At 67.5% G+C, this 19,705-nt stretch carries 17 protein-coding genes; 5 read left to right on the forward strand and 12 right to left on the reverse strand.

Translation table 11 applies throughout. From position 1 onward, the window contains the following. Positions 1–93 precede the first annotated feature (93 nt). From GH2_RS12960 to GH2_RS12995, 8 genes are all read right to left on the reverse strand, one after another. Complete coding sequence (locus tag GH2_RS12960; RefSeq protein WP_084247481.1) at positions 94–495, reverse strand: DUF732 domain-containing protein; 402 nt, start codon at positions 493–495, stop codon at positions 94–96. A 96-nt stretch (positions 496–591) separates the two neighbouring features. Then, the gene (locus GH2_RS12965; protein WP_066168674.1) at positions 592–2,217 is read right to left on the reverse strand and encodes an AMP-binding protein; all 1,626 of its coding nucleotides are present in this window, start codon (positions 2,215–2,217) and stop codon (positions 592–594) included. A 42-nt stretch (positions 2,218–2,259) separates the two neighbouring features. Beyond that, positions 2,260–3,438, reverse strand: a complete 1,179-nt coding sequence (locus GH2_RS12970) for a lipid-transfer protein (RefSeq protein ID WP_066168676.1) — start codon at positions 3,436–3,438, stop codon at positions 2,260–2,262. Further along, positions 3,435–3,842, reverse strand: coding sequence for a MaoC family dehydratase (locus tag GH2_RS12975; RefSeq protein ID WP_066168679.1), 408 nt, complete (start codon positions 3,840–3,842; stop codon positions 3,435–3,437). Before GH2_RS12975 ends, GH2_RS12970 begins: the two co-directional genes overlap by 4 nt. After that, complete coding sequence (locus GH2_RS12980; protein ID WP_066168682.1) at positions 3,839–4,849, reverse strand: bifunctional MaoC family dehydratase N-terminal/OB-fold nucleic acid binding domain-containing protein; 1,011 nt, start codon at positions 4,847–4,849, stop codon at positions 3,839–3,841. Before GH2_RS12980 ends, GH2_RS12975 begins: the two co-directional genes overlap by 4 nt. A gap of 8 nt (positions 4,850–4,857) precedes the next feature. Beyond that, a complete protein-coding gene (locus GH2_RS12985) occupies positions 4,858–6,024 on the reverse strand; it encodes an acyl-CoA dehydrogenase family protein (RefSeq protein ID WP_066168685.1) in 1,167 nt (388 codons plus the stop codon). Then, the gene (locus tag GH2_RS12990; protein ID WP_066168688.1) at positions 6,015–7,106 is read right to left on the reverse strand and encodes an acyl-CoA dehydrogenase family protein; all 1,092 of its coding nucleotides are present in this window, start codon (positions 7,104–7,106) and stop codon (positions 6,015–6,017) included. Before GH2_RS12990 ends, GH2_RS12985 begins: the two co-directional genes overlap by 10 nt. Positions 7,107–7,198: 92 nt before the next feature. Continuing rightward, a complete protein-coding gene (locus GH2_RS12995) occupies positions 7,199–9,370 on the reverse strand; it encodes an acyl-CoA dehydrogenase family protein (protein ID WP_066168693.1) in 2,172 nt (723 codons plus the stop codon). A gap of 132 nt (positions 9,371–9,502) precedes the next feature. On the opposite strand from GH2_RS12995, the gene kstR reads away from it, so the two are divergent. Further along, entirely contained in the window at positions 9,503–10,165 is a 663-nt protein-coding gene (gene kstR, locus GH2_RS13000; protein ID WP_157086085.1) for a cholesterol catabolism transcriptional regulator KstR, read from the forward strand. Between the two features lie 242 nt (positions 10,166–10,407). Then, entirely contained in the window at positions 10,408–10,920 is a 513-nt protein-coding gene (locus GH2_RS13005) for a flavin reductase family protein (RefSeq protein ID WP_066168696.1), read from the forward strand. A 58-nt stretch (positions 10,921–10,978) separates the two neighbouring features. Here the strand turns inward: GH2_RS13005 and GH2_RS13010 are convergent, their stop codons facing one another. Continuing rightward, positions 10,979–11,875 (reverse strand): alpha/beta hydrolase, encoded by an 897-nt coding sequence (locus tag GH2_RS13010; protein ID WP_244885382.1) that lies wholly within the window; start codon positions 11,873–11,875, stop codon positions 10,979–10,981. On the opposite strand from GH2_RS13010, the gene GH2_RS22005 reads away from it, so the two are divergent. Together GH2_RS22005 and GH2_RS13015 are read left to right on the forward strand one after the other, a co-directional pair. Beyond that, positions 11,865–12,065 carry a hypothetical protein gene (locus GH2_RS22005; protein WP_244885383.1) on the forward strand — a complete coding sequence of 67 codons (201 nt, stop codon included), beginning with the start codon at positions 11,865–11,867 and terminating at the stop codon, positions 12,063–12,065. The genes GH2_RS13010 and GH2_RS22005 overlap by 11 nt on opposite strands. A gap of 234 nt (positions 12,066–12,299) precedes the next feature. Then, entirely contained in the window at positions 12,300–13,763 is a 1,464-nt protein-coding gene (locus tag GH2_RS13015) for an acyltransferase (RefSeq protein ID WP_169802454.1), read from the forward strand. Between the two features lie 3 nt (positions 13,764–13,766). Here GH2_RS13015 and GH2_RS13020 read toward each other — a convergent pair whose 3' ends face one another. Beyond that, a complete protein-coding gene (locus tag GH2_RS13020) occupies positions 13,767–14,690 on the reverse strand; it encodes an SGNH/GDSL hydrolase family protein (protein ID WP_244885384.1) in 924 nt (307 codons plus the stop codon). Positions 14,691–15,023: 333 nt separating this feature from the next. Beyond that, a complete protein-coding gene (locus GH2_RS13025) occupies positions 15,024–17,564 on the reverse strand; it encodes an ATP-dependent Clp protease ATP-binding subunit (protein ID WP_066168702.1) in 2,541 nt (846 codons plus the stop codon). A gap of 317 nt (positions 17,565–17,881) precedes the next feature. On the opposite strand from GH2_RS13025, the gene GH2_RS13030 reads away from it, so the two are divergent. Beyond that, entirely contained in the window at positions 17,882–19,294 is a 1,413-nt protein-coding gene (locus GH2_RS13030; protein ID WP_244885385.1) for a PQQ-binding-like beta-propeller repeat protein, read from the forward strand. Between the two features lie 15 nt (positions 19,295–19,309). On the opposite strand, the gene GH2_RS13035 is transcribed toward GH2_RS13030, so the two are convergent. Then, on the reverse strand, positions 19,310–19,705 hold the full coding sequence (locus tag GH2_RS13035; protein WP_066168707.1) for a winged helix-turn-helix transcriptional regulator: 396 nt from the start codon (positions 19,703–19,705) through the stop codon (positions 19,310–19,312).

The following is a 19,705-nucleotide window of genomic DNA, read 5'->3' on the forward strand; positions in this document are numbered from 1 at the left end:
TCTCCCGCCGACAGGAGCGTCGTCCGGGACGACGCACCTGTCGGCGGCGGACGCGGACACGCCGAGACGGCCTGGTTTGGGAGGCGGTCGGCCTCAGTTCGTCGGCAGCGACGGCAGGTCCGACATCGACGGCATCTCGATCGACGGCATCGACGGCATGGAGGGCACGAGCTTGTCCTTCTGATCCGGGCAGAGAGACGAGATCGCGGCACCGACCACGGCGGCGGCCGACGCGGTGTTGCCCGCCTCGGTCTTCATATCGTTGGTGACGTCGAGCATGGAACTTCCCGATTCCAACTGAGAACAGGCCTTCTTACCCGCTTCGATCGCGGCGTCGTCACTCCCGAAATCGACGCCGACGCCGTTCACGACCTGCAGATACGCCTTGGTGTTCGCATCATCGTTTCCAGTGGACGAACTGTCGTCGCCGCCGCAGGCGGTCAGCAGGGCGAGCGCCGCGATCAGCGGGGCGAAGAAGAGTTGCCGAGTTTTCATCGTCCGTCCGTTCAGTGAGGAGACAGGTGCTGTGAAGAGTAGTCGTCGCCGCGCGGCGCGACCGAGTTTTCTCACAGAACTGCGGTCGGCGCGAGATCAGACAGTCGCGCCGGCATTCTCGGCAGTCGCCTTGGCCCACTTGTAGTCGGCCTTACCCGCGGGCGTGCGCTTGACCTCGTCGACGATGACGATGGTGCGCGGCACCTTGTAGCGCGCGAGGGTCACGCGGGCGTGCTCCTGGATCTCCTCCAGCGACGGCTCGGCGGCGCCGGGCTTCAGCGAGATCACGGCGGCGACGCGCTGCCCGTACTTGGCGTCCGGCGCAGGCACGACCAGTGCGTCGGCCACGGCGGGGTGGGCGTGCAGCACGCCCTCGACCTCTTCGGCGTAGACCTTCTCGCCACCGGTGTTGATGCACTGGCTGCCGCGGCCGAGGAAGATGATGCTGCCGTCCTCGCGCAGGTAGCCCATATCGCCGAGCACCGAGATGCGCGTGCCGTCGTCCAGCGTCGGGAAGGTGCGGGCGGTCTTCTCCGGGTCCTTGTAGTAGCCGAGTGGAATGTTGCCAATTCGGGCGATGTGCCCCACCTCGTTCGGCGTGGTGATCTGCCGGAACCGCTCGTCCACCACCATCATCTTGTCGGTCGGCGGGACCATCAGGTTGCCGTTGTCGTCCATCTTGATCTCGCCGTCGTTGCCCGACTCGGACGCGCCGAAGTTGTCGCGCAGCAGCAGATCCGGTTTGACCGCGAGCATCCGCTCCCTGCAGCTCTGGCTCCAGAGCGCGCCGCCCGACGTGACCGAGAACAGCGTCGAGAAGTCGGCGGTGTCCTTCTGCCTCTCCATCTCGTCGGCGAGCGGCATGCCCATCGCGTCGCCGACGATGAGGATCATCTGTGTCTTGTCGCGACCGATGTTGCGGATGATCTTCTCGGCGTCGAAGTCGCGCTCCAGGATCAGACGACTGCCGAGCGAGATGAACGTGAACAGCGAGTACGACGCGGCGCCGTGCATCAGCGGAGCGGCGATGAGGAACGACATCGACGGGAAGTTCTGGACCTCCTTCGCCAGTTCCGCGTAGTCGGCGCGCGCCGGTCCGTACGGGTTGCCGCCGGAGATCGGCTTGCGGAAGAAGTCGTCGTGCCGCCACATGACGCCCTTGGGATAACCGGTGGTCCCGCCGGTGTAGATCATGTAGATCTCTTCGCCGGTCCGAGCGTCGAAGTCGCGGTCGGTCGGCTTCTCGCGGTAGCCGTCGAAGGCGACGATCTCGACGGTGCGGCCGTCGAGTGCAGCGGCGGCGTCGCGCAGCTCGTCCACGATCTCTCCGATGACGAACACGGTGCGCAACGCGGGCAGCTTCGCCATCAGTTCGGCGACGCTGCGCTGGTGCTCGGGCAGTTCGACGACGATCGCCGCGGAATCGGAGTTGTCGAAGATGTACTCCAGTTCGGCGTCCGTGTACCGGTAGTTGACGTTCACCGGCACCGCGCGAATCTTGATCAGCCCGATCAGCGACGTCACGTGCTCGACGCTGTTCTTCAGGTAGAGCGCGACGTTGTCGTCCTTGCCGACCCCGTGTGCCGCGAAGTGGTGTGCCACCTGATTGGCGAGCCGGTCCAGCGCCGCATAGGTGTAGTCCGTCCCCTCCCAGGTGAGGACCACGCGCTCGGGAACGGCGTCGGCGACGGTCTCGAAGACGGTTGCGAGGTTGAACTTCATCTTTCTATCTCCTTGGGAGTGCCGACTGGATCGGTCGATGGGTCAGGCGGTGAGGATGAGGCCGGAGGTGGGCACGCCGGTACCTGCGGTGACGAGGACGTGCTGTGCGCCGTCGACCTGGTTCACCGAGGTGCCGCGTAGTTGCCGGACGCCTTCGGCGATCCCGTTCATCCCGTGGATGTAGGCCTCGCCGAGTTGTCCGCCGTGCGTGTTGAGCGGCAGGGCGCCGCCGACTTCGAGGGCGCCGGGCTGTGAGACGAAGTCCTTCGCCTCACCGCGACCGCAGAATCCGAGCTCCTCGAGTTGGATCAGCGTGTACGGAGTGAAGTGGTCGTAGAGGACCGCCATGTCGATGTCGGCCGGGCCCAGTCCCGCCTGCGCGTAGAGCTGGCGGCCGACCAGACCCATCTCCTCGAGTTCGGGCAGCGCGTCCCGGTAGTAGCTGGTCATGATGAACTGGTCGCTGCCGCTGCCCGACGCCGCGCCGGCGATGGTGACCGGCTTCTGTTTCAGGTCTCGTGCGCGCTCGGGCGAGACGATGACGATCGCGACGCCGCCGTCGGACTCCTGGCAGCAGTCCAGCAGGTGCAACGGCTCGGCGATGTAGCGCGACGCCTGATGGTCGTCGAGGGTGATCGGCTTGCCGTAGAAGAAGGCGTTCGGGTTCACCGCGGCGTGCTTGCGATCGACGACGGCGATACGGCCGAAGTCCGCGCTGGTGGCCCCGTACTCGTGCATGTACCGCTGCGCCACCATCGCGACGAAGCCCGCCGGCGTCGACAATCCGTGCGGATACGAGAACGCGTTGTCCGCGCCCGACGAGTTGGCCTGATTGGCGACGTCCTTGCTGACCTGGCCGAACCGATTGCCTGATCGCTCGTTGAACGCGCGATAGGCGACGACGACGTCGCACACGCCGGTCGCGACGGCCATGGCCGCCTGCTGCACGGTCGACGCCGCCGCGCCACCGCCGTAATGGATGCGGGAGAAGTACGTCAACTCGGGAATGCCGGTGGCACGGGCGACGGCGATCTCCATGTTGGTGTCCATCGTGAACGTCACGAGACCGTCGACGTCGGCGGCGGTGAGCCCCGCGTCGGCGAGTGCGGCGTTGACGCATTCGGCGGCCAATCGCAGTTCACTGCGTCCCGAGTCCTTGGAGAACTCGGTGGCGCCGATGCCCGCGATCGCGGCCTTGCCGGACAGACTGCGCTCGCTCATGCCGCCGCCTCCTCTCGGGTGAGGGTGACCGTCGAGATCACATGCTTGCCGAGCGAGTTGGTGCCGGTCACTGCAACGGTGGCGGCTGCGTCGTCGACGTCGGTCACCTCGCCGGTGAACGTGATGGTGTCGCCTGCGTACCACGGGACCCCGAGTTTGAGCTTGATCCCGGTGATGCGGGCGCGCGGTCCCGCCCAATCGGTGACGAAGCGCTCCACCAGGCCGGTGTCGGTGAGGATGTTGACGAAGATGTCCGTGGAGCCCTTCTGCTGGGCGAGGTCGCGGTCGTGGTGGACGTCTTGGAAGTCGCGGGTCGCCAGGGCCGTCGCGATGACGAAGGTCGGCGACGCGTCGATGACCAGCGGCGGCAGCGTCTGTCCCGCTTCGATGACCGTGGTGTTCACTGCGCCTCCTTCGCGCGCCAGGCGTACAGGTGCCAGGGTTCGTCGTTGTCGTCGTCGGCCGGGAAGTCGAGGAACTCCACGGTCACCGGCAGGCCGATGGCGACCGCTTCGGGATCGACTCCGCGGAGCTGACCGAGCATGCGGACTCCCGCGTCGAGTTCGACGAGGGCGACGACGAACGGGAGTTCGCGGCCGGGGACGCGCGGGGCGTGATGCACGACGAAGCTGTAGACCGTTCCGGTGCCTGCGGCGACCACGTAATCGGTGCCGGGGAACCGGCCGTCGGCGTCGCGTTCGGTCCAGGTGGCGGGGATCGGCGGGTGACGGAGCGAACCGTCCGGCAGCTTCTGGATCCGGAGTTCGTGCGCGGCGATTCCGTCCCAGAAGAACTGGGTGTCGCGCGACGCGGACGGCCGGATCAACCGGGTCGGATCGAGGTCGGGATGATCTCGAGTCGCCTCGTCGGCTCCACGATCGGCGCGGGCAGGACGGAACTTCAGGATCCGGAAGTCCATCTCCGCGACCGTCTCCGTGCCGACGCACCAGGTGTTGCGGGTGGTGAAGAACCAGCCTTCGCCCAACGCCGTCTGTTTGGGGCCGACCACCTGGGTCAGCTCCGAGGAGATCGTCACCTCCTCCCCGGGCCGGGTGTACCGGTGATAGACGGTGTCGCAGTTGGTCGCCACCACGGAGGTGTAGCCCGCCTCGTCGAAGAGTTCGGTGGCCAATCCCAGCGGGTCGTCGGCGGTGCGGGCGCCGTGCAGTCCGCGCATGGTCCAGACCTGCGCCATCGCGGGCGGTGCGACGATTCCCGGATGACCTGCGGCGCGGGCCGCGACATCGTCGACGTAGATCGGGTTGGCGTCTTCCATCGCCTCGACCCAGTTGTTGATCATCGGCTGGTTGATCGGATCGCGGCCGGCCCGCGGAGCGCTGGCGCCCCGATCGGCGATGCGGGCGGCGGCGTCGCGAATCTGCTCGGGCGTGGAGTCGGGAGTGATCGTCATCTGCTCTCCTATCGCTTGATCCGGGGCAGTCCGAGACCTGCGGTGCCGATCATGTCGCGCATCACCTCGTTGACGCCGCCGCCGAAAGTGATGACCACGTTCCGCTTGGCCTGCATGTCCAGCCACTCGACGAAGTCCGCGGTGACCGGTTCGGTGAAGTCGCCGTAGTGCCCCACCACATCGTCGATCAACCGGTAGATCACCTGCAGGCGTTCGGTGGCGAACACCTTGGTCGCGGCGGCGTCGGCCATGGAGATCTCTCCGGTCGACGCGACCTGCCAGTTCAGCAGCTCGTTGAGCCGTTCGTACGCGCCGATCTGCGCGATCAGTCGGCGCACCCGCTGATGGTCGATGACGGGCGTTCCGCGGTAGCGAGCCGCGGCGGCCCAGGTTCGAACCCGGTCGCCGAGCCCGCCGATGCGACCCGACGGACCGAGCATCACGCGCTCGTGGTTGAGCTGGGTGGTGATCAGCTTCCAGCCGTCGCCCTCCTCGCAGACGCGCATGCTCGCGGGCACGCGGACGTCGTTGTAGTAGGTGGCGTTGACGTGGTGGGCGCCGTCGGCGGTGATGATCGGCGTCCAGGAGAAGCCCGGATCGGTGGTGTCGACGATGAGGATCGAGATGCCCTTGTGTTTGGGCGCCTCCGGATCGGTACGGCAGGCGAGCCAGATGTAGTCGGCGTCGTGCCCGCCGGTGGTGAAGATCTTCTGCCCGTTGACGAGGTAGTCGCCGGTGGCGGGATCGACGACCGCGCGAGTGGTCAGCGAGGCGAGGTCGGTGCCCGCATCGGGCTCGGTGTAGCCGATCGCGAAGTGCACGCTGCCGTCGAGGATCTTCGGGAGGAAGAAGTCCTTCTGCTCCTGCGTGCCGTAGCGCTGCAGGGTGGGACCGACGGTCTGCAGGGTCACCGACGGCAGCGGGATGTCCGCGCGGACGGCCTCATTGGTGAAGATCTGCTGTTCGGTCTCGCCGAACCCCTTGCCCCCGAACTCGGTCGGCCAGCCCACGCCCAGCCAGCCGTCGGCGCCCATCCGCGCGATGACGTCGCGGTAGGTCGGTCCGTGTCGTTCGGTGCGCATGGTGCGCGCCTCATCCGGGCTGATCAGACCTGCGAAGTAGGTGCGGAGCTCGTCGCGCAGCGCGAGCTGCTCCTCGGTGAACGCTAGGAACATGCGAGGGCCTCCTGTTCGGCGGGCACGGCCTCGTCGGCCAGCACGCCGAGGGTGGAATGGGCGCCGCCGGCCAGACGCGCGGCGTCTTTGACGAGCGAGAAGTAGCGGTGGAGCGGGTAGGTGACGTCGACGCCGATGCCGCCGTGCAGGTGGGTCATCATGCGCAGCGTCGCGGGGAGTTCGGCGGCGATCCAGTACATCGCGGTCGCCAGATCCTCCTCGGCGGGCACCTCGTTGGCGATGTCCCACGCGGCGGCGGTCGCGACCAGATTCATCGTCCGCGAGATCACGTAGACGTCGGCCAGTTGCTGCCCGACCGCCTGGAACGCGGCGATCGGCTTGCCGAACTGCTGTCGGGTGGAGACGTGTTCGGCGGTGCGCGCGACGGCTCCGGCGACCAGGCCGTCGGCGTAGGCCGCGAGCAGTGCGCGGTAGGCGTCGATCGCCGGCTGCGGATCGTCGGCGATGACGTCGCTCGTCGGGACCGCGACGGCGTCGAAGGTGATCGTGTACTCGCCCTGACCGGACGACGACGCGGTGCGGGTGATCGTGATGCCGGGGACCCCGGCGGGCACGATCGCGACGCCGGTGTCGGCGACCGCGACGATCGCGGCAGCGCCCTCGGCGGCGAGCACTCCGGTCTTGACTCCGTCGAGGCGAGCCCCGTCGGCGGTCCGTGTCAGGGTGAGCGTCGGCCGCTCCCCGAGCGCACGACCGTGCTCGCCGATCGCCACGGCGTGCCAGCCGCCGTCGACGATCGAGCGACCGTGCGCATTCGCTTCCGGCGCGGCCGCGAGCAGCAGCGCCGACACCAGGGTTCCGATGAGCGGTGCGACGACGGCGTCGTGCCCCGCGCGTCCGAGCAGCGGGACCAGGGCGTCGATCGGCAGGTCGTCGCCGCCGAGCGATTCCGGCAACGGCAGGACGGTGACGCCGGACGCCACCAGGGCCGCCCAGGCGGCGTGATCGAAGCCGCCGAGATCGTCGGCGAACTTGCTCTCCCAGTCGGGCTGCAGCCGCTTGATCGCCTCGTCGGCGACGTCGCGGACCGCGGCGGCGGCGGGCTCCAGGGCGAAATCCACCCGGCTCCTCCTCAGAAATTAGAACGTGTTCTATTTATTTGTAGCAGATGACGAGAGACCGTCGTCACAGATGGCGATATCCGGGACATTCCTCAGCTTCGCGGCAGCCCGAGGATGCGCTCGGCTGCGGCGTTCTTCAGGATCTGAGTGGTCCCGCCCGCGATCGACAGGCATCGATTCAGCAGCAGGAAGCCGGTGGCCGCACTGGCCGTCAGACCGGCCGTGCCGAGCAGATCAGTCGCGAAATCCGGGACGGACTGTCGATGCACGACGCCGATCAGCTTGCGGACGCTCGACGTCGCACCCGGATCGGTCCCGCTGAGCCGTTGCGCCACCGACCGAGCGTCGAGGACCCGGCCGATGTGCGCGTCGGCGATGATGCCGCCGAGCGCGAGGGCGTGCGCCTGCGTGAGCTCCACACCGGCGTCGTCGAGCTGCCGCAGCAGGGCGTCGACCTCTTTGCCGAGCCCGGATCCGCCCATCGCCACGCGCTCGTTGGCGAGGGTGGTGCGCGCGAGCCGCCACCCGTTGTCGACCTCGCCGACCACCATGTCGTCGGGCACGAAGACGTTGTCGAGAAAGACCTCGTTGAACATCGCCCGACCGGTCAGTTCCCGCAGCGGTCGGATGTCGATGCCCGCAGCTGCCATGTCGACCAGGAAGTACGTGATCCCCCGATGCTTCGGCACGTCCGGATTCGTCCGCGCCAGACAGACCGCCCACTGCGACATGTGCGCTTCGGACGTCCAGATCTTCTGGCCGGTGAGGAGCCAGCCGCCGTCGGTTCGGACCGCACGAGTCCGGAGCGAGGCCAGATCACTGCCCGCCTCGGGCTCGCTGAACAGCTGACACCAACGCACCTCCCCCGCCAGCGTCGGCGCGACGAACTTCTCCCGCTGCGCATCGGTGCCGTGCTCGAGGATGGTCGGCAGCGCCCACCCGGCGATGACCAGATCGGGACGGGCGACGCCGACGCGGTCGAGCTCGGAGTCGATCAGGAGCTGCAGTGCCGGATCGGCCGACAGCCCGTAGGGCGCGGGCCAGTGCGGAGTCAAGAATCCGGTCCGCGCCAGCTCGGCGCGACGGTCCTCCGGCGGCGCCGCCGCAATGGCGTCGGCCGTGGCGGCGATGGCCGGTCGCCTCGCCTCCACGTCGACGAGATCGGGCGTGAATTCACGGCGTCGCCCGTCTCGACCGATCCGCGCCAGCTCCACCCGCTGCGCCTCCCCCGCGCCGAGGAGCAGTCGTGCCGCCAGTGCCGACCGCAGGTCCAGGTGGGCGTCGTGCTCGAAGGTGAAGCCGATGCCGCCGAGGACCTGAATCGCATCCTTGGCGTTCGCCGGCGCCAAATCGGCGGTGAGGACGACGGCGGCCAGTCGACTGAGTTCGGCCTGCTCGCACCGGTCGGGACTCGGGTCGGCGACGACGTCGTCGAGCGCGCGAGCCAGGTCCCAGGCGGCGGCGCCGAGCTGCTCGCTACGGCAGAGCATGTCGGCACAGATGTGCTTGACCGCCTGGAACGAGCCGATCGGAGCGCCGAACTGCGTGCGGACCTTCGCGTAGTCCACAGCCGTCGTCAGCGCATGCCTCGCCACGCCCGCCTGGTAGGCGACCACCCCCAGCTGCAGCATCTGGACAAGCATGCTCGGCTCGCGCACCGGAAGGAGCGCCTCGGGCGACACGCCGGTCAATCGCACCGACCGGGGAACCGCGGTGCCGTCGAGCGGCCCCTCGACCTCCGTAGCCTCGACACCGACAGTCGACGGATCGATGAGACTCCAGGCGGACACGTCGTCGATCTGCACCGGCGCAACGACGAGCGCGTCGGGGACGAAACCGGGCACCAGGCCGAGGTCGACGCGACCGGCCTCATCGACCCGGTACGCGCAGGTGTCGGTGAGCGCGTCGGCGGGTACCACCACCGGTCGCTCCCCCGTCAGCACGGCGTCGGCCAGCGGATCGGATTGAACGGCGAGAGCGTAGGCAGCGGCCACCGTCGACGCGAGCGGCCCCGGCACCAATTCGTTGCCGCACGCGGAGAGCATCACCGCGACGTCCTCGAACGAACCACCCGCGCCGCCCGCACTGTCCGGCACCCCCGCGGCGAACAGTCCCAGATCGGCGATCTGCCCCCAGAGCTGTCGCCAGGACGTGCCGGCATCATCGAGGTCGCGGCGAGCCAGTGCGCGAACATTTCGCGTCTGGGCCCAGGCAGCGATACTGTCGACTACGACCCGCTGGTCCGCTGACGTGGCGATTGTCACCGAGATCTCCTCCGCGATTTTGTTGGTAACACCAATTAGAACCTGTTCTAATAATCATTGGGTGTACACGATCTTCCGGTCGCTGCCAACTGACGGCCGGTGGACGCACGGTAACGAGGAGAGAAGATTTCTATGGCTGGCGCGGGATCGACGAAAACCGAGACCGACCTTCCGACGCCGCCGCCCGCTCCGGCTCAGCTGTCCGGCGCGGAGGTCGGTTCGGCGGCCCAGCGCGAGCGGCGTCGACGGATCCTCGACGCCACGCTGCTGCTGGCGTCGAAGGGCGGTTACGACGCGGTGCAGATGCGGGCCGTCGCCGACAAGGCCGACGTCGCCGTCGGCACCCTGTACCGCTACTTTCCGTCGAAGGTTCACCTGCTGGTGACAGCGCTCGCCCGCGAGTTGGAGAAGGTGGAGTCGCGCGCCGACCGCACCGCGCTGCAGGGCGACAACGCGGTGGAACGACTGCGCTTCGTCCTCGACATGATCACCTTCGCCATGCAGAAGGATCCGCTGCTCACCGAGGCGATGACACGCGCCTTCATGTTCGCCGACGCGTCGGCGACCAGCGAGGTGAACCGCGTCGCCGACATCATCGACCGGCTGCTGGCCGGCGCCATGATGGACGACAAGGACCCCGCAGCGACGCCCAGCGCCCAGGAGCTCGCGATCGCACGCGTCATCTCCGACGTCTGGATGTCGAATCTGGTCCAGTGGCTCACGCGCCGCGCGTCGGCCACCGACGTCACCAACCGCATGGAGCTGACCGTCAAACTGCTGCTCGATCGCGACTGACGAACATTCTTCGACGACCCCGCGACACCCCTCCGTCGCGGGGTCGTTCTCGTCTACTATCCCCCGTTCGGACGACTACCGCTCGGTGTTCCGACGACGGCGTCGACTCGGCTCGACCGTTGGCGCAGCAGTTTTCCGCGTCGCGGGGCAAACCCTTGTGCCCATCGCGGTCGCGACCGACCATCGAAGGCAACGATGACCGTCCTCCGACGCAGCCCGGAGACCCGACCCCGAGGAGCCTCATGCAGCGCACACTCCCCCGCCCCGGCAGGCAGTCCGCGGACGTCTCGGCCGACGACCTGCGCAACGTCATGGGCCATTTCGCGACCGGCGTCGCCATCATCACAGCGAGGGACGGCGACGAGCCCGTCGGCCTCACCTGCCAGTCCGTGGTCTCGGTCTCTCTCGAGCCGCCGCTGATCGCGTTCTGCCCGGCCAAGTCCTCGTCCAGTTGGCCGCGCCTGCGCAACAGCGGCGACGTGTGCATCAACGTGCTGTCCGGCCCGCAGGGTCGACTGTGCCGCCAGTTCTCGCGATCCGGCACCGATAAGTTCGCCGGAGTGGCCCACAGTCCGGCGGGCAATGGCGCACCGGTCATCCACGAGGCACTCGCACATGTAGAGGCCACCGTCGACGCCGAGCACGACGCGGGCGACCACACGATCGTCGTCTGCCGCGTCACCGATCTCGTGATCGGCTCGGTCGACCACGGCCCCCTGCTGTTCTACCGCGGCGGGTTCGGCAACTTCCACTGACGGGCGGGCTCACGCCGCACTGCGCACATTGTGCCCGGTGCCGGCACCCGCCCACCGCTCACTTGAGCCCGAGGTCCTTCGCCATCATCGGCCAGGTGGTGTGGAGGTCCTTCTGCCAGTACTCCCACGAGTGGGTGCCGACCGGACGGTCGATGACGGTCGTGTCGACGTCGGCCTTCTTCAGCGCCTGCTGCATCTGAATGGTGCAACTGCGGACGGCGGCCTCGATGACGCCACCCATCACCACCTGATCCATGAGGACTGCGGGATCGCCGTGGATCAGGCGAGCATCCAAGGTGTCGTAGCGGCCGGGCAGCCCGGTGCCGGAGGTCATGTACACCTTGACGCCCTTGAGCGCCGAAGCGTGCAGGTAGGGGTCATTGGCCTTCCAGCCGGGTCCATCGAGCGGTCCCCACATGTTGGTGACGTCGCCGCGGCCGCGATCGCCGATCACCGTTCGGATGTACGCCTGTCCCAGCGGGTCGCTGGTCCGCGCGCAGCCGCTGTACGCCGCGACGGACCGATACAGCTTCGGCGCCGCGATCGCGAGATTGAAGACCGAGGTGCCGGACATGGAGATGCCTGCGATCGCGTTCGCGCCCGTGGCGCCCAGCGCCGCGTCGAGGATCGGCGGGAGCTCCTCGGTGAGGAATGTCTGCCACTTGTTGCGGCCGAGCACCGGGTCGTCCCGCTGCCAGTCGGTGTAATAAGAGAAGGCGCCGCCGACCGGGGTCACCACGTTGACGTGCTTGTCGGCGAAGAAGCGCTTGTAGTCGGTCTTGGCGCGCCAGGTGGCACTGTCCTCGCCACCGCCCGCACCGTTGAGCAGATAGAGGATCGGCGCGGGGTCGTCGCTGTCCTGCGGGCGCAGCACGTCGAGCGCGATCGTCTTGCCCATCGCACCCGAGTAGACCTCGGCCAGCGATTCGTTGGGCGAGACCTTCGTGAGCGACACCAGCCGCGACGGCAGCTTCGCCGTCGACGGCTCGTCGGGCGCACTCGTGCTCGGTGCAGCGGTCGTCGGCGCGGAGGTGGTCCCCGGCGTCGTCGGTGCTGCCGCGGATACTCCCGACCCCGCGAGCGACGCCCCGGCGATCACCGCGGCGCACACGCTCGCCAGCACGACGGTGCGCGAACTGAGCTGACGCACAACTAACCCCTTCCGCCCCATAAATAACTCCAGTCACATAGTAACCACACCTGTCGAAGGTCGCGAAACCCGAACATCAGCCGTCCCCAGACAGTTATCAAAACCACACTGGAACGGTGCATACAGCGATAACCCGGCGTTTCGCCGCAGCGGAAAGTGTGTTTCCCCTGCCCCTGCTAGTACCCTCTGCAAGGCGACAGCATGCTGTCGCAAGAATCGAGAAGAATTCATGACGGGATCACCGGTGGTAGAAACCAAAGCGAAGATCGAGGACGCGACAGATCGCGTGACCGACGACGCGGGCACCCGATCGGCGACCGGCGAGGCCGCCGCGGCTGACGCCTCCGAGACTCGCCCGGCGCCGAAGAAGAAGGGTGGCGGGCACCTCCACCAAATCGACTTCGTCCGACTGTTCACCTTCGGCGGCGTCATCCTCGACCATGTGATCCTGGGCATGGCGCCGATCACTGCGATGGCCGCGCAGGGTGTCGGCCTGATGCTGCGCTACACGCGCTACTGCTTCTTCGCGCTCACCGGATTCGTGCTGACCTACCAGTACCGCAACCGCGAGCTCCATGCGCCGACGTTCTGGCGCAGGCGGTACAAGCTGATCGGTCTGCCGTTCCTGGTCTGGTCACTGTTCTATTGGCTCAACCGCCACTATCAACGCGGCGGACTGGACGCGATCGGTGACATCTTCGCCGACGGCGCAAGCGAACGCCTGGCGCTGAAGAGCCTGGTCTACGACCTCGCCACCGGCAACGCGGCCTACCACCTGTACTTCCTCTCGGTGAGCATGCAGATCTATCTGGTGTTCCCCGCTGTGCTGTGGGTCATCAAACGGACGTGGGGATACCACCGCTATCTCCTCGCGGTGAGCGGCACCTTCCACATCTGGCTGCTGTTCCACATGGTCCGCCCACCCCTTGAGATCTTCCAGAGCGGCGTCCTCGGCCTGATCTGGAGGTACCTCGGCGTCACGCTCTTCCCGTACCAGTTCTTCATTCTGCTGGGCTGTCTGGCCGCCTACCATTTCGACGCGTTCGGCGCCTTCATGCGGCGCTTCCGCGGACCGTTGGTCGGACTGTCCATCGTGACCATCGTCGTCACCCTCATCTACTTCGTGATCAACGTGAACGGCGGCGAAGAGATGTTCCGCGCCACCAACGTGTTCATGGTCCACAACTCGTTCATGTTCGTCGGGATCATCATCATCCTGTACATCTGCGGCACCATCTGGCAGGAGCGACGCCACCCCGGTTCCGGGCCCGACAAGGTGATGCAGACGGCCGCAGACCGGTCGTTCGGCATCTATCTGGCGCACGTCATCGTGTTGTCGACGGTGCTGCAGATCTCGCGCGAACACCTCGACGCCCCGCTGTGGCTCAATCTGCTCGCCACCTATGCGGTGACGGTCGTCGTCACCGTCTTCCTGGTGGAGGTCCTGCGTCGCAGCCCGATCAGTCTGGTCACCACCGGCCGCGAACGGATCGACTGGCGCATCCAGCGCTGGGGTCGCTCCGCGTTCGTCGCGGTGATCGGCGGCGCGATCGGCTTCGCGATCTACGAGACCGTCGGCACCCGCCTCGGCTTCCTGATCACCGCGGTGAGCGCTCTCCTGCTGCTGTCAGCGATCGTGGTCGGCATCAAGCAGAGCAACGCCGCGCACGACTCGAAGCCGGTCAAGGCCTGATCGTCAGATCCTGATCTGGCTCGCCACCAGGTCGGCGATCCCCGTCTTCCCCGCGGCGTTCGGGTGGAACACCATCTTCTTCCCGAAGCCACGGACCCAGGGCTGCGGACCGCATGCCGAATGCTCGGCCGCCAGCTGCGTGGTCACCACGTGCTGGGCGCCGGTCCGTGCCGCCACCCGCTGATTGACCTCAGACATCTGCCGGGCGATCTCGGTCTCCTGGACCACCTGCCAGGGCGCCAGCGGCAGCAGCGAGCACTGCGGCGCGTTGATCGCCACCACCGGGGTGTAGTCCACGAGGACGATCTCGGCGTTGGGACCGCGCGCCTTGATCTCGTCGACGGCGCGGATCAACGACGCCTCGAGGCGTGCGTAGTCCGCTGGATTCGGTGGCACCGGGATCAGCCGGCCCGAACCGCATTTCGCCACTCCCAGCGCACGCATGTTGGTGCACGCCTCGGTCATGATCCGCCCGATGAAGTCGATGTCGTTGCCACCGGTGGTGATGGTCACCAGCCGAGTGTCGTGGTCCACCGCCTCCACCTGCGGGCGACGCTTGGTCACATGGTGCGATTTCGGGCCCGTGACGAGTTGCGCGGCGGTGGACCCCGAGCAGCTGACGTCGACCAGCTTCAAGCCAACCTTCTCGGCGAGCTGGCTGGGGTAGTTGTCCGCGGTGCGCAGGCATCGGTGATCGACTACCGGACCTTCACCCGGTCCCGCGGCGAAGGAACTCCCCATCGCCACGTAGGTCGGTTCGGCAGCGTTCGGATGCGCCGCGTTCACCATCGACGCGGTGCTCGACGCCGGTCCGCCGCGCGAGGTGGACAGCGCAATTCCGACCAATGCCGTCACGACGACTGCGACGACGACGGCGAGCGCTGCTGCCGGTCTGCTGGTGGAGGGACGCATGAAGGAAATCTTCACACATTCACCTGAATAAACACCTAATGCGGCTCCGCAAACGCTGTGTCATGTAAGGAATCCCACGCCTTGGTACCGCCCGGTGGCGTGCGGCCCCGGCTGTTGCGGCGGGAACACCAAAGGATACGACACGATCTCCCCTCACACGGTCGGCCACGTACGCGGCGACGATCCGCGCGGCACCGGTTGCTGTCCATCCTAGGTTCGTCGCCGAACCACTCCCCGCGGGGCAGGCCCGGCGGCCGCGCGAACCGAGCAGGCGACGAGAAACGCCGACCGCCGTCGGGATCTCTCCCGACGGCGGTCGGCGTCGTTCGTGTCAGCCGATCACCGGGATCAGCTCGCGTCGCCCTCCGACGTCTTCGTGAGCTCCACCGGAGCGTCCGGGACCGCGCGCGGACGCTCGGAACCGGTGAAGGTGAACTTGGCGTCCTCGCCCGCACCCTCGCCGTCCCAGCCGTCGACGTCGATCAGGATGATCTGGCCGCCCTTGATCTCCTCGAAGAGGATCTTCTCCGACAGCTGGTCCTCGATCTCGCGCTGGATGGTGCGACGCAGCGGACGCGCACCCAGCACCGGATCGAAGCCGCGCTTCGCGAGGAGGTTCTTGGCCTTCTCGGTCAGCTCCAGGTCCATGTCCTTGGTCTTCAACTGCGTCTCCACGCGGCCGATCATGAGGTCGACCATCTCGATGATCTCGTCCTGCGTCAGCTGGTGGAAGACGATGATGTCGTCGATGCGGTTGAGGAACTCGGGACGGAAGTGCTTCTTGAGCTCGTCGTTGACCTTCATCTTCATGCGGTCGTAGTTGGAGCCGCGACCGTCGTCCTTGCTGAAGCCCATGCCGACGGCCTTCGAGATGTCGGCGGTACCCAGGTTGGACGTGAAGATCAGGACGGTGTTCTTGAAGTCGACCGTGCGACCCTGACCGTCGGTGAGGCGACCGTCTTCGAGGACCTGCAACAGGGTGTTGTAGATCTCCGGGTGGGCCTTCTCGATCTCGTCGAACAGGACGACGGAGAACGGCTTGCGACGGACCTTCTCGGTGAGCTGGCCGCCCTCGTCGTATCCGACGTACCCGGGAGGGGCACCGAACAGACGCGACGCGGTGAAGCGATCGTGGAACTCGCCCATGTCGATCTGGATCAGGGCGTCGTCCTCACCGAACAGGAAGTTCGCGAGGGCCTTCGAGAGCTCGGTCTTACCGACACCGGACGGGCCGGCGAAGATGAACGAGCCCGACGGACGCTTCGGGTCCTTGAGGCCGGCGCGGGTACGGCGGATGGCCCGCGAGACGGCCGAGACGGCGTCGCGCTGACCGATGATCCGCTTGTGCAGCTCGTCTTCCATGCGGAGCAGACGGGTGGTCTCCTCCTCGGTGAGCTTGAAGACCGGGATGCCGGTCCAGTTGCCCAGGACCTCCGCGATCTCCTCATCGTTGACCTCGGCGACCACGTCGAGGTCACCGGCACGCCACTGCTTCTCACGCTCGGCACGCTCGGCGACCAGCTGCTTCTCCTTGTCGCGGAGGCTGGCGGCCTTCTCGAAGTCCTGCGCGTCGATCGCGGACTCCTTCTCCTTGCGCGCATCGGCGATGCGGTCGTCGAACTCGCGCAGGTCTGGCGGCGCGGTCATGCGACGGATGCGCATGCGGGCGCCGGCCTCGTCGATGAGGTCGATCGCCTTGTCCGGCAGGAAGCGGTCGTTGATGTAGCGGTCCGCGAGAGTCGCCGCGGCCGCGAGGGCGCCGTCGGTGATGGACACCTTGTGGTGCTGCTCGTAGCGGTCGCGCAGGCCCTTGAGGATCTCGATGGTGTGCTCCACCGACGGCTCGCCGACCTGGACCGGCTGGAAGCGGCGCTCCAGCGCGGCATCCTTCTCGATGTACTTGCGGTACTCGTCGAGCGTCGTGGCGCCGATCGTCTGCAGCTCGCCGCGCGCCAGCTTCGGCTTCAGAATGCTGGCGGCGTCGATCGCGCCCTCGGCCGCACCCGCACCGACGAGCTGGTGCAGCTCGTCGATGAAGAGAATGATGTCGCCGCGGGTGTTGATCTCCTTGAGGACCTTCTTCAGCCGTTCCTCGAAGTCACCGCGGTAGCGGCTGCCCGCGACCAGCGAACCGAGGTCGAGGGTGTACAGCTGCTTGTCCTTGAGCGTCTCCGGGACGTTGCCCGCGACGATTGCCTGTGCCAGACCTTCGACGACGGCCGTCTTGCCGACGCCGGGCTCGCCGATGAGGACCGGGTTGTTCTTGGTGCGACGGGAGAGGACCTGCATGATCCGCTCCACCTCTTTCTCACGGCCGATGACGGGGTCGAGTTTCCCCTCGCTCGCGGCGGTCGTGAGATTGCGGCCGAACTGGTCCAGGACCAGCGACGTCGACGGCGTGCCCGACTCCGACGAGCGCGCGCCGGTACCGGCCTCGGCAGGCTCCTTGCCCTGGTATCCCGAGAGCAGCTGGATGACCTGCTGGCGGACCTTGTTGAGATCGGCGCCCAACTTCACCAGGACCTGCGCGGCGACGCCCTCGCCTTCGCGGATCAGACCGAGCAGGATGTGCTCGGTACCGATGTAGTTGTGACCCAGCTGCAGCGCCTCGCGCAGGCTGAGCTCGAGCACCTTCTTGGCACGCGGGGTGAAGGGGATGTGACCGGACGGAGCCTGCTGCCCCTGACCGATGATCTCCTCGACCTGACTGCGGACGGCCTCCAACGAGATGCCGAGCGACTCGAGTGCCTTGGCGGCGACACCTTCACCCTCGTGGATGAGACCCAGGAGGATGTGCTCGGTACCGATGTAGTTGTGGTTGAGCATCCGCGCTTCTTCCTGCGCCAGGACGACAACCCGGCGTGCGCGGTCGGTGAACCGTTCGAACATTGTTCTCCCTCTTATTGCTTGCGCCCCGGCCGCTGTCACGTCTGTGACGAACTCTGGCGACCAGCCCTGCCTCCACTGTAGTGGTCAATGACGACAACGCCGCTGTTACGCCTAGCCTCGGGCAGGTGCCCTGGACTGCGACGGGGTTCTGTGGTTGACAACGCCGCGCTCAAGGCCGATGTTCCCGCACCTCTACGCCCTGAGCGAACGAGCGTCAAGACCGGAGGAACAGCGCCCTTGAAGCGCCCCCAAGGGTCCCGTTCGGGGGCTCGGCATGCCCACGATGATAGCGTGCGACACATCACACCGACCCATCGGTGCGGAGCACTCCACCGCCACCGACCGGCGTCGTCGCACGTCCCGCCGATCCCGCCGCGGTCACGTGGTTGACTGATCGCATGTCGCTGCGCGCCCTCTTGCACCGCCTGCCGTTCGGCATGCCCGCCGTCGCCGCAGTCGGCGCCGTCGCCCTGGTCGTCACCGCGGGCGTCGTGCTGTCCGGGGCGCCCGCGACCGCACCCCACGCGTCGGCGCAGGGAGTGCTGGCGAACTACGCGGCGGCCCCCGACGACGCCTGGACGCTGGACGACACCCAACTCCCGGGCGCGGGCGGGCAGGGGGCGATCACGGTCGCCGCGACCGTCGGCCACGACTGGCTCATCTCGTACCCGGTCGGCTTCAAGCACGAGTTCATGCTCGTCGATTCCCGGTCCGGGCGGCCGCAGTGGGACGCTCCGATCGACGCCGGATTCGGCGGCTGCGGAATCACCGCGGCAGGCGAGATCGGCTGCGCGATCCGCCTCCAGATCGACGGCCCGAAGAACGGCTTCTATCTGGCCGACCGATCGACCGGCGAACTCACCGGAGTCGCGGACGCCGACGACACCGCGACCGTCCTCGGATTCGGCCAGAACTTCGTGCACGTCAATCAGTCGGGCTACCAGGTGAGCCTGCGGACCCCGACCGGCGAGATCCTGTGGAGCCGCACATTCGCCGCCGCCGCGCGGGTCGGCATCGCCCACGGCGCGCTGGTCGTCGCCACCGCCGACGGCGCGAGCTTCGTCGTCGATCAGCACGACGGCACCGACCGGATCGCCTGCACCCAGTGCTCGATCGACAGCTTCCTCACCGGAATCACCGTCACCCGTACCGCACTCGGCGCGGAGTCCGTCACCTTCTACCCCGCCACCGACACGGGGATCGCGGACCGGCCGTCCGGGACGGCGAAGGACTCGTCGCTGGTCCACGGACCGTCCACCTATCCGGTCATCGCACCGGCGGGCGAGGGTTCCTCGCTCGAAGCCGCTGGACGGTACGAGGTCGTCGACCCGCGCACCGGTGAGGCGCTGTGGCAGATCGCCGATCCGAACCTGTCGAAGGCGGGAGCGCGTCCCTGCGGATCCACCGTCTCGGTGGCACGCAAAGACCGGTCGCGCGTCTTCTTCGATCTGATCGACGGTGGCCGTCGCGGCGCGCTGCCGGCGCCCGCCCTCGACGCGCCCGACGCGAACATCGACAACGCCGCGTGCCTCGGCGCCTCCAACGACGTCGTCGTCTTCGCCAACGCGAACCAGCTGACCGCCTACAACGTGGATTCGAGCGGGGTGGATTCGAGCGGGGTGGATGCGGGACGACCGGCTTGGACACGCCCAATTCTCGGCAGTGCCGAGAACGTGGACGGCACGATCGTGCTCCGTCAGGGCAGTACCCTCACGGCGCTGCGGCCCTGACCTCGGTCGGCCTGCTCAGCGGGCGTCGTACTCCGCGCGCGCGCCGCCGACCGCCCCGACCTGCCCTTCGACGAGTTCGATCAGCCCGGTCAGCCGCTCGGCCACTGCGCGCCCCATCTCGGTCAGCGAGTATTCGACGCGCGGCGGGATCGCCTGCAGCATCTCGCGATGGACGTAGCCGTCGCGTTCGAGCGATTGCAGCGTCACCGACAGCATCCGCTCGCTGACCCCGTCGACTCGCCTGCGCAGCGCGTTGAAGCGGAGTTCGCCGTCGAGCAGCGCCACCAGCGCGAGCAGCCCCCAGCGGCTGGTCACGTTCTGCAGGATCTCGCGCGACGAGCAGTTGCGCGAGAAGACGTCGGCCTCGAGTGTCGGGTCGACGTCGTTCTCAGACTGCTGGGGTGCGGACAT

The sequence above is a fragment of the Gordonia hydrophobica NBRC 16057 genome (assembly GCF_001592365.1).
In the GTDB taxonomy this organism is placed as follows: Bacteria; Actinomycetota; Actinomycetes; order Mycobacteriales; family Mycobacteriaceae; genus Gordonia; species Gordonia hydrophobica.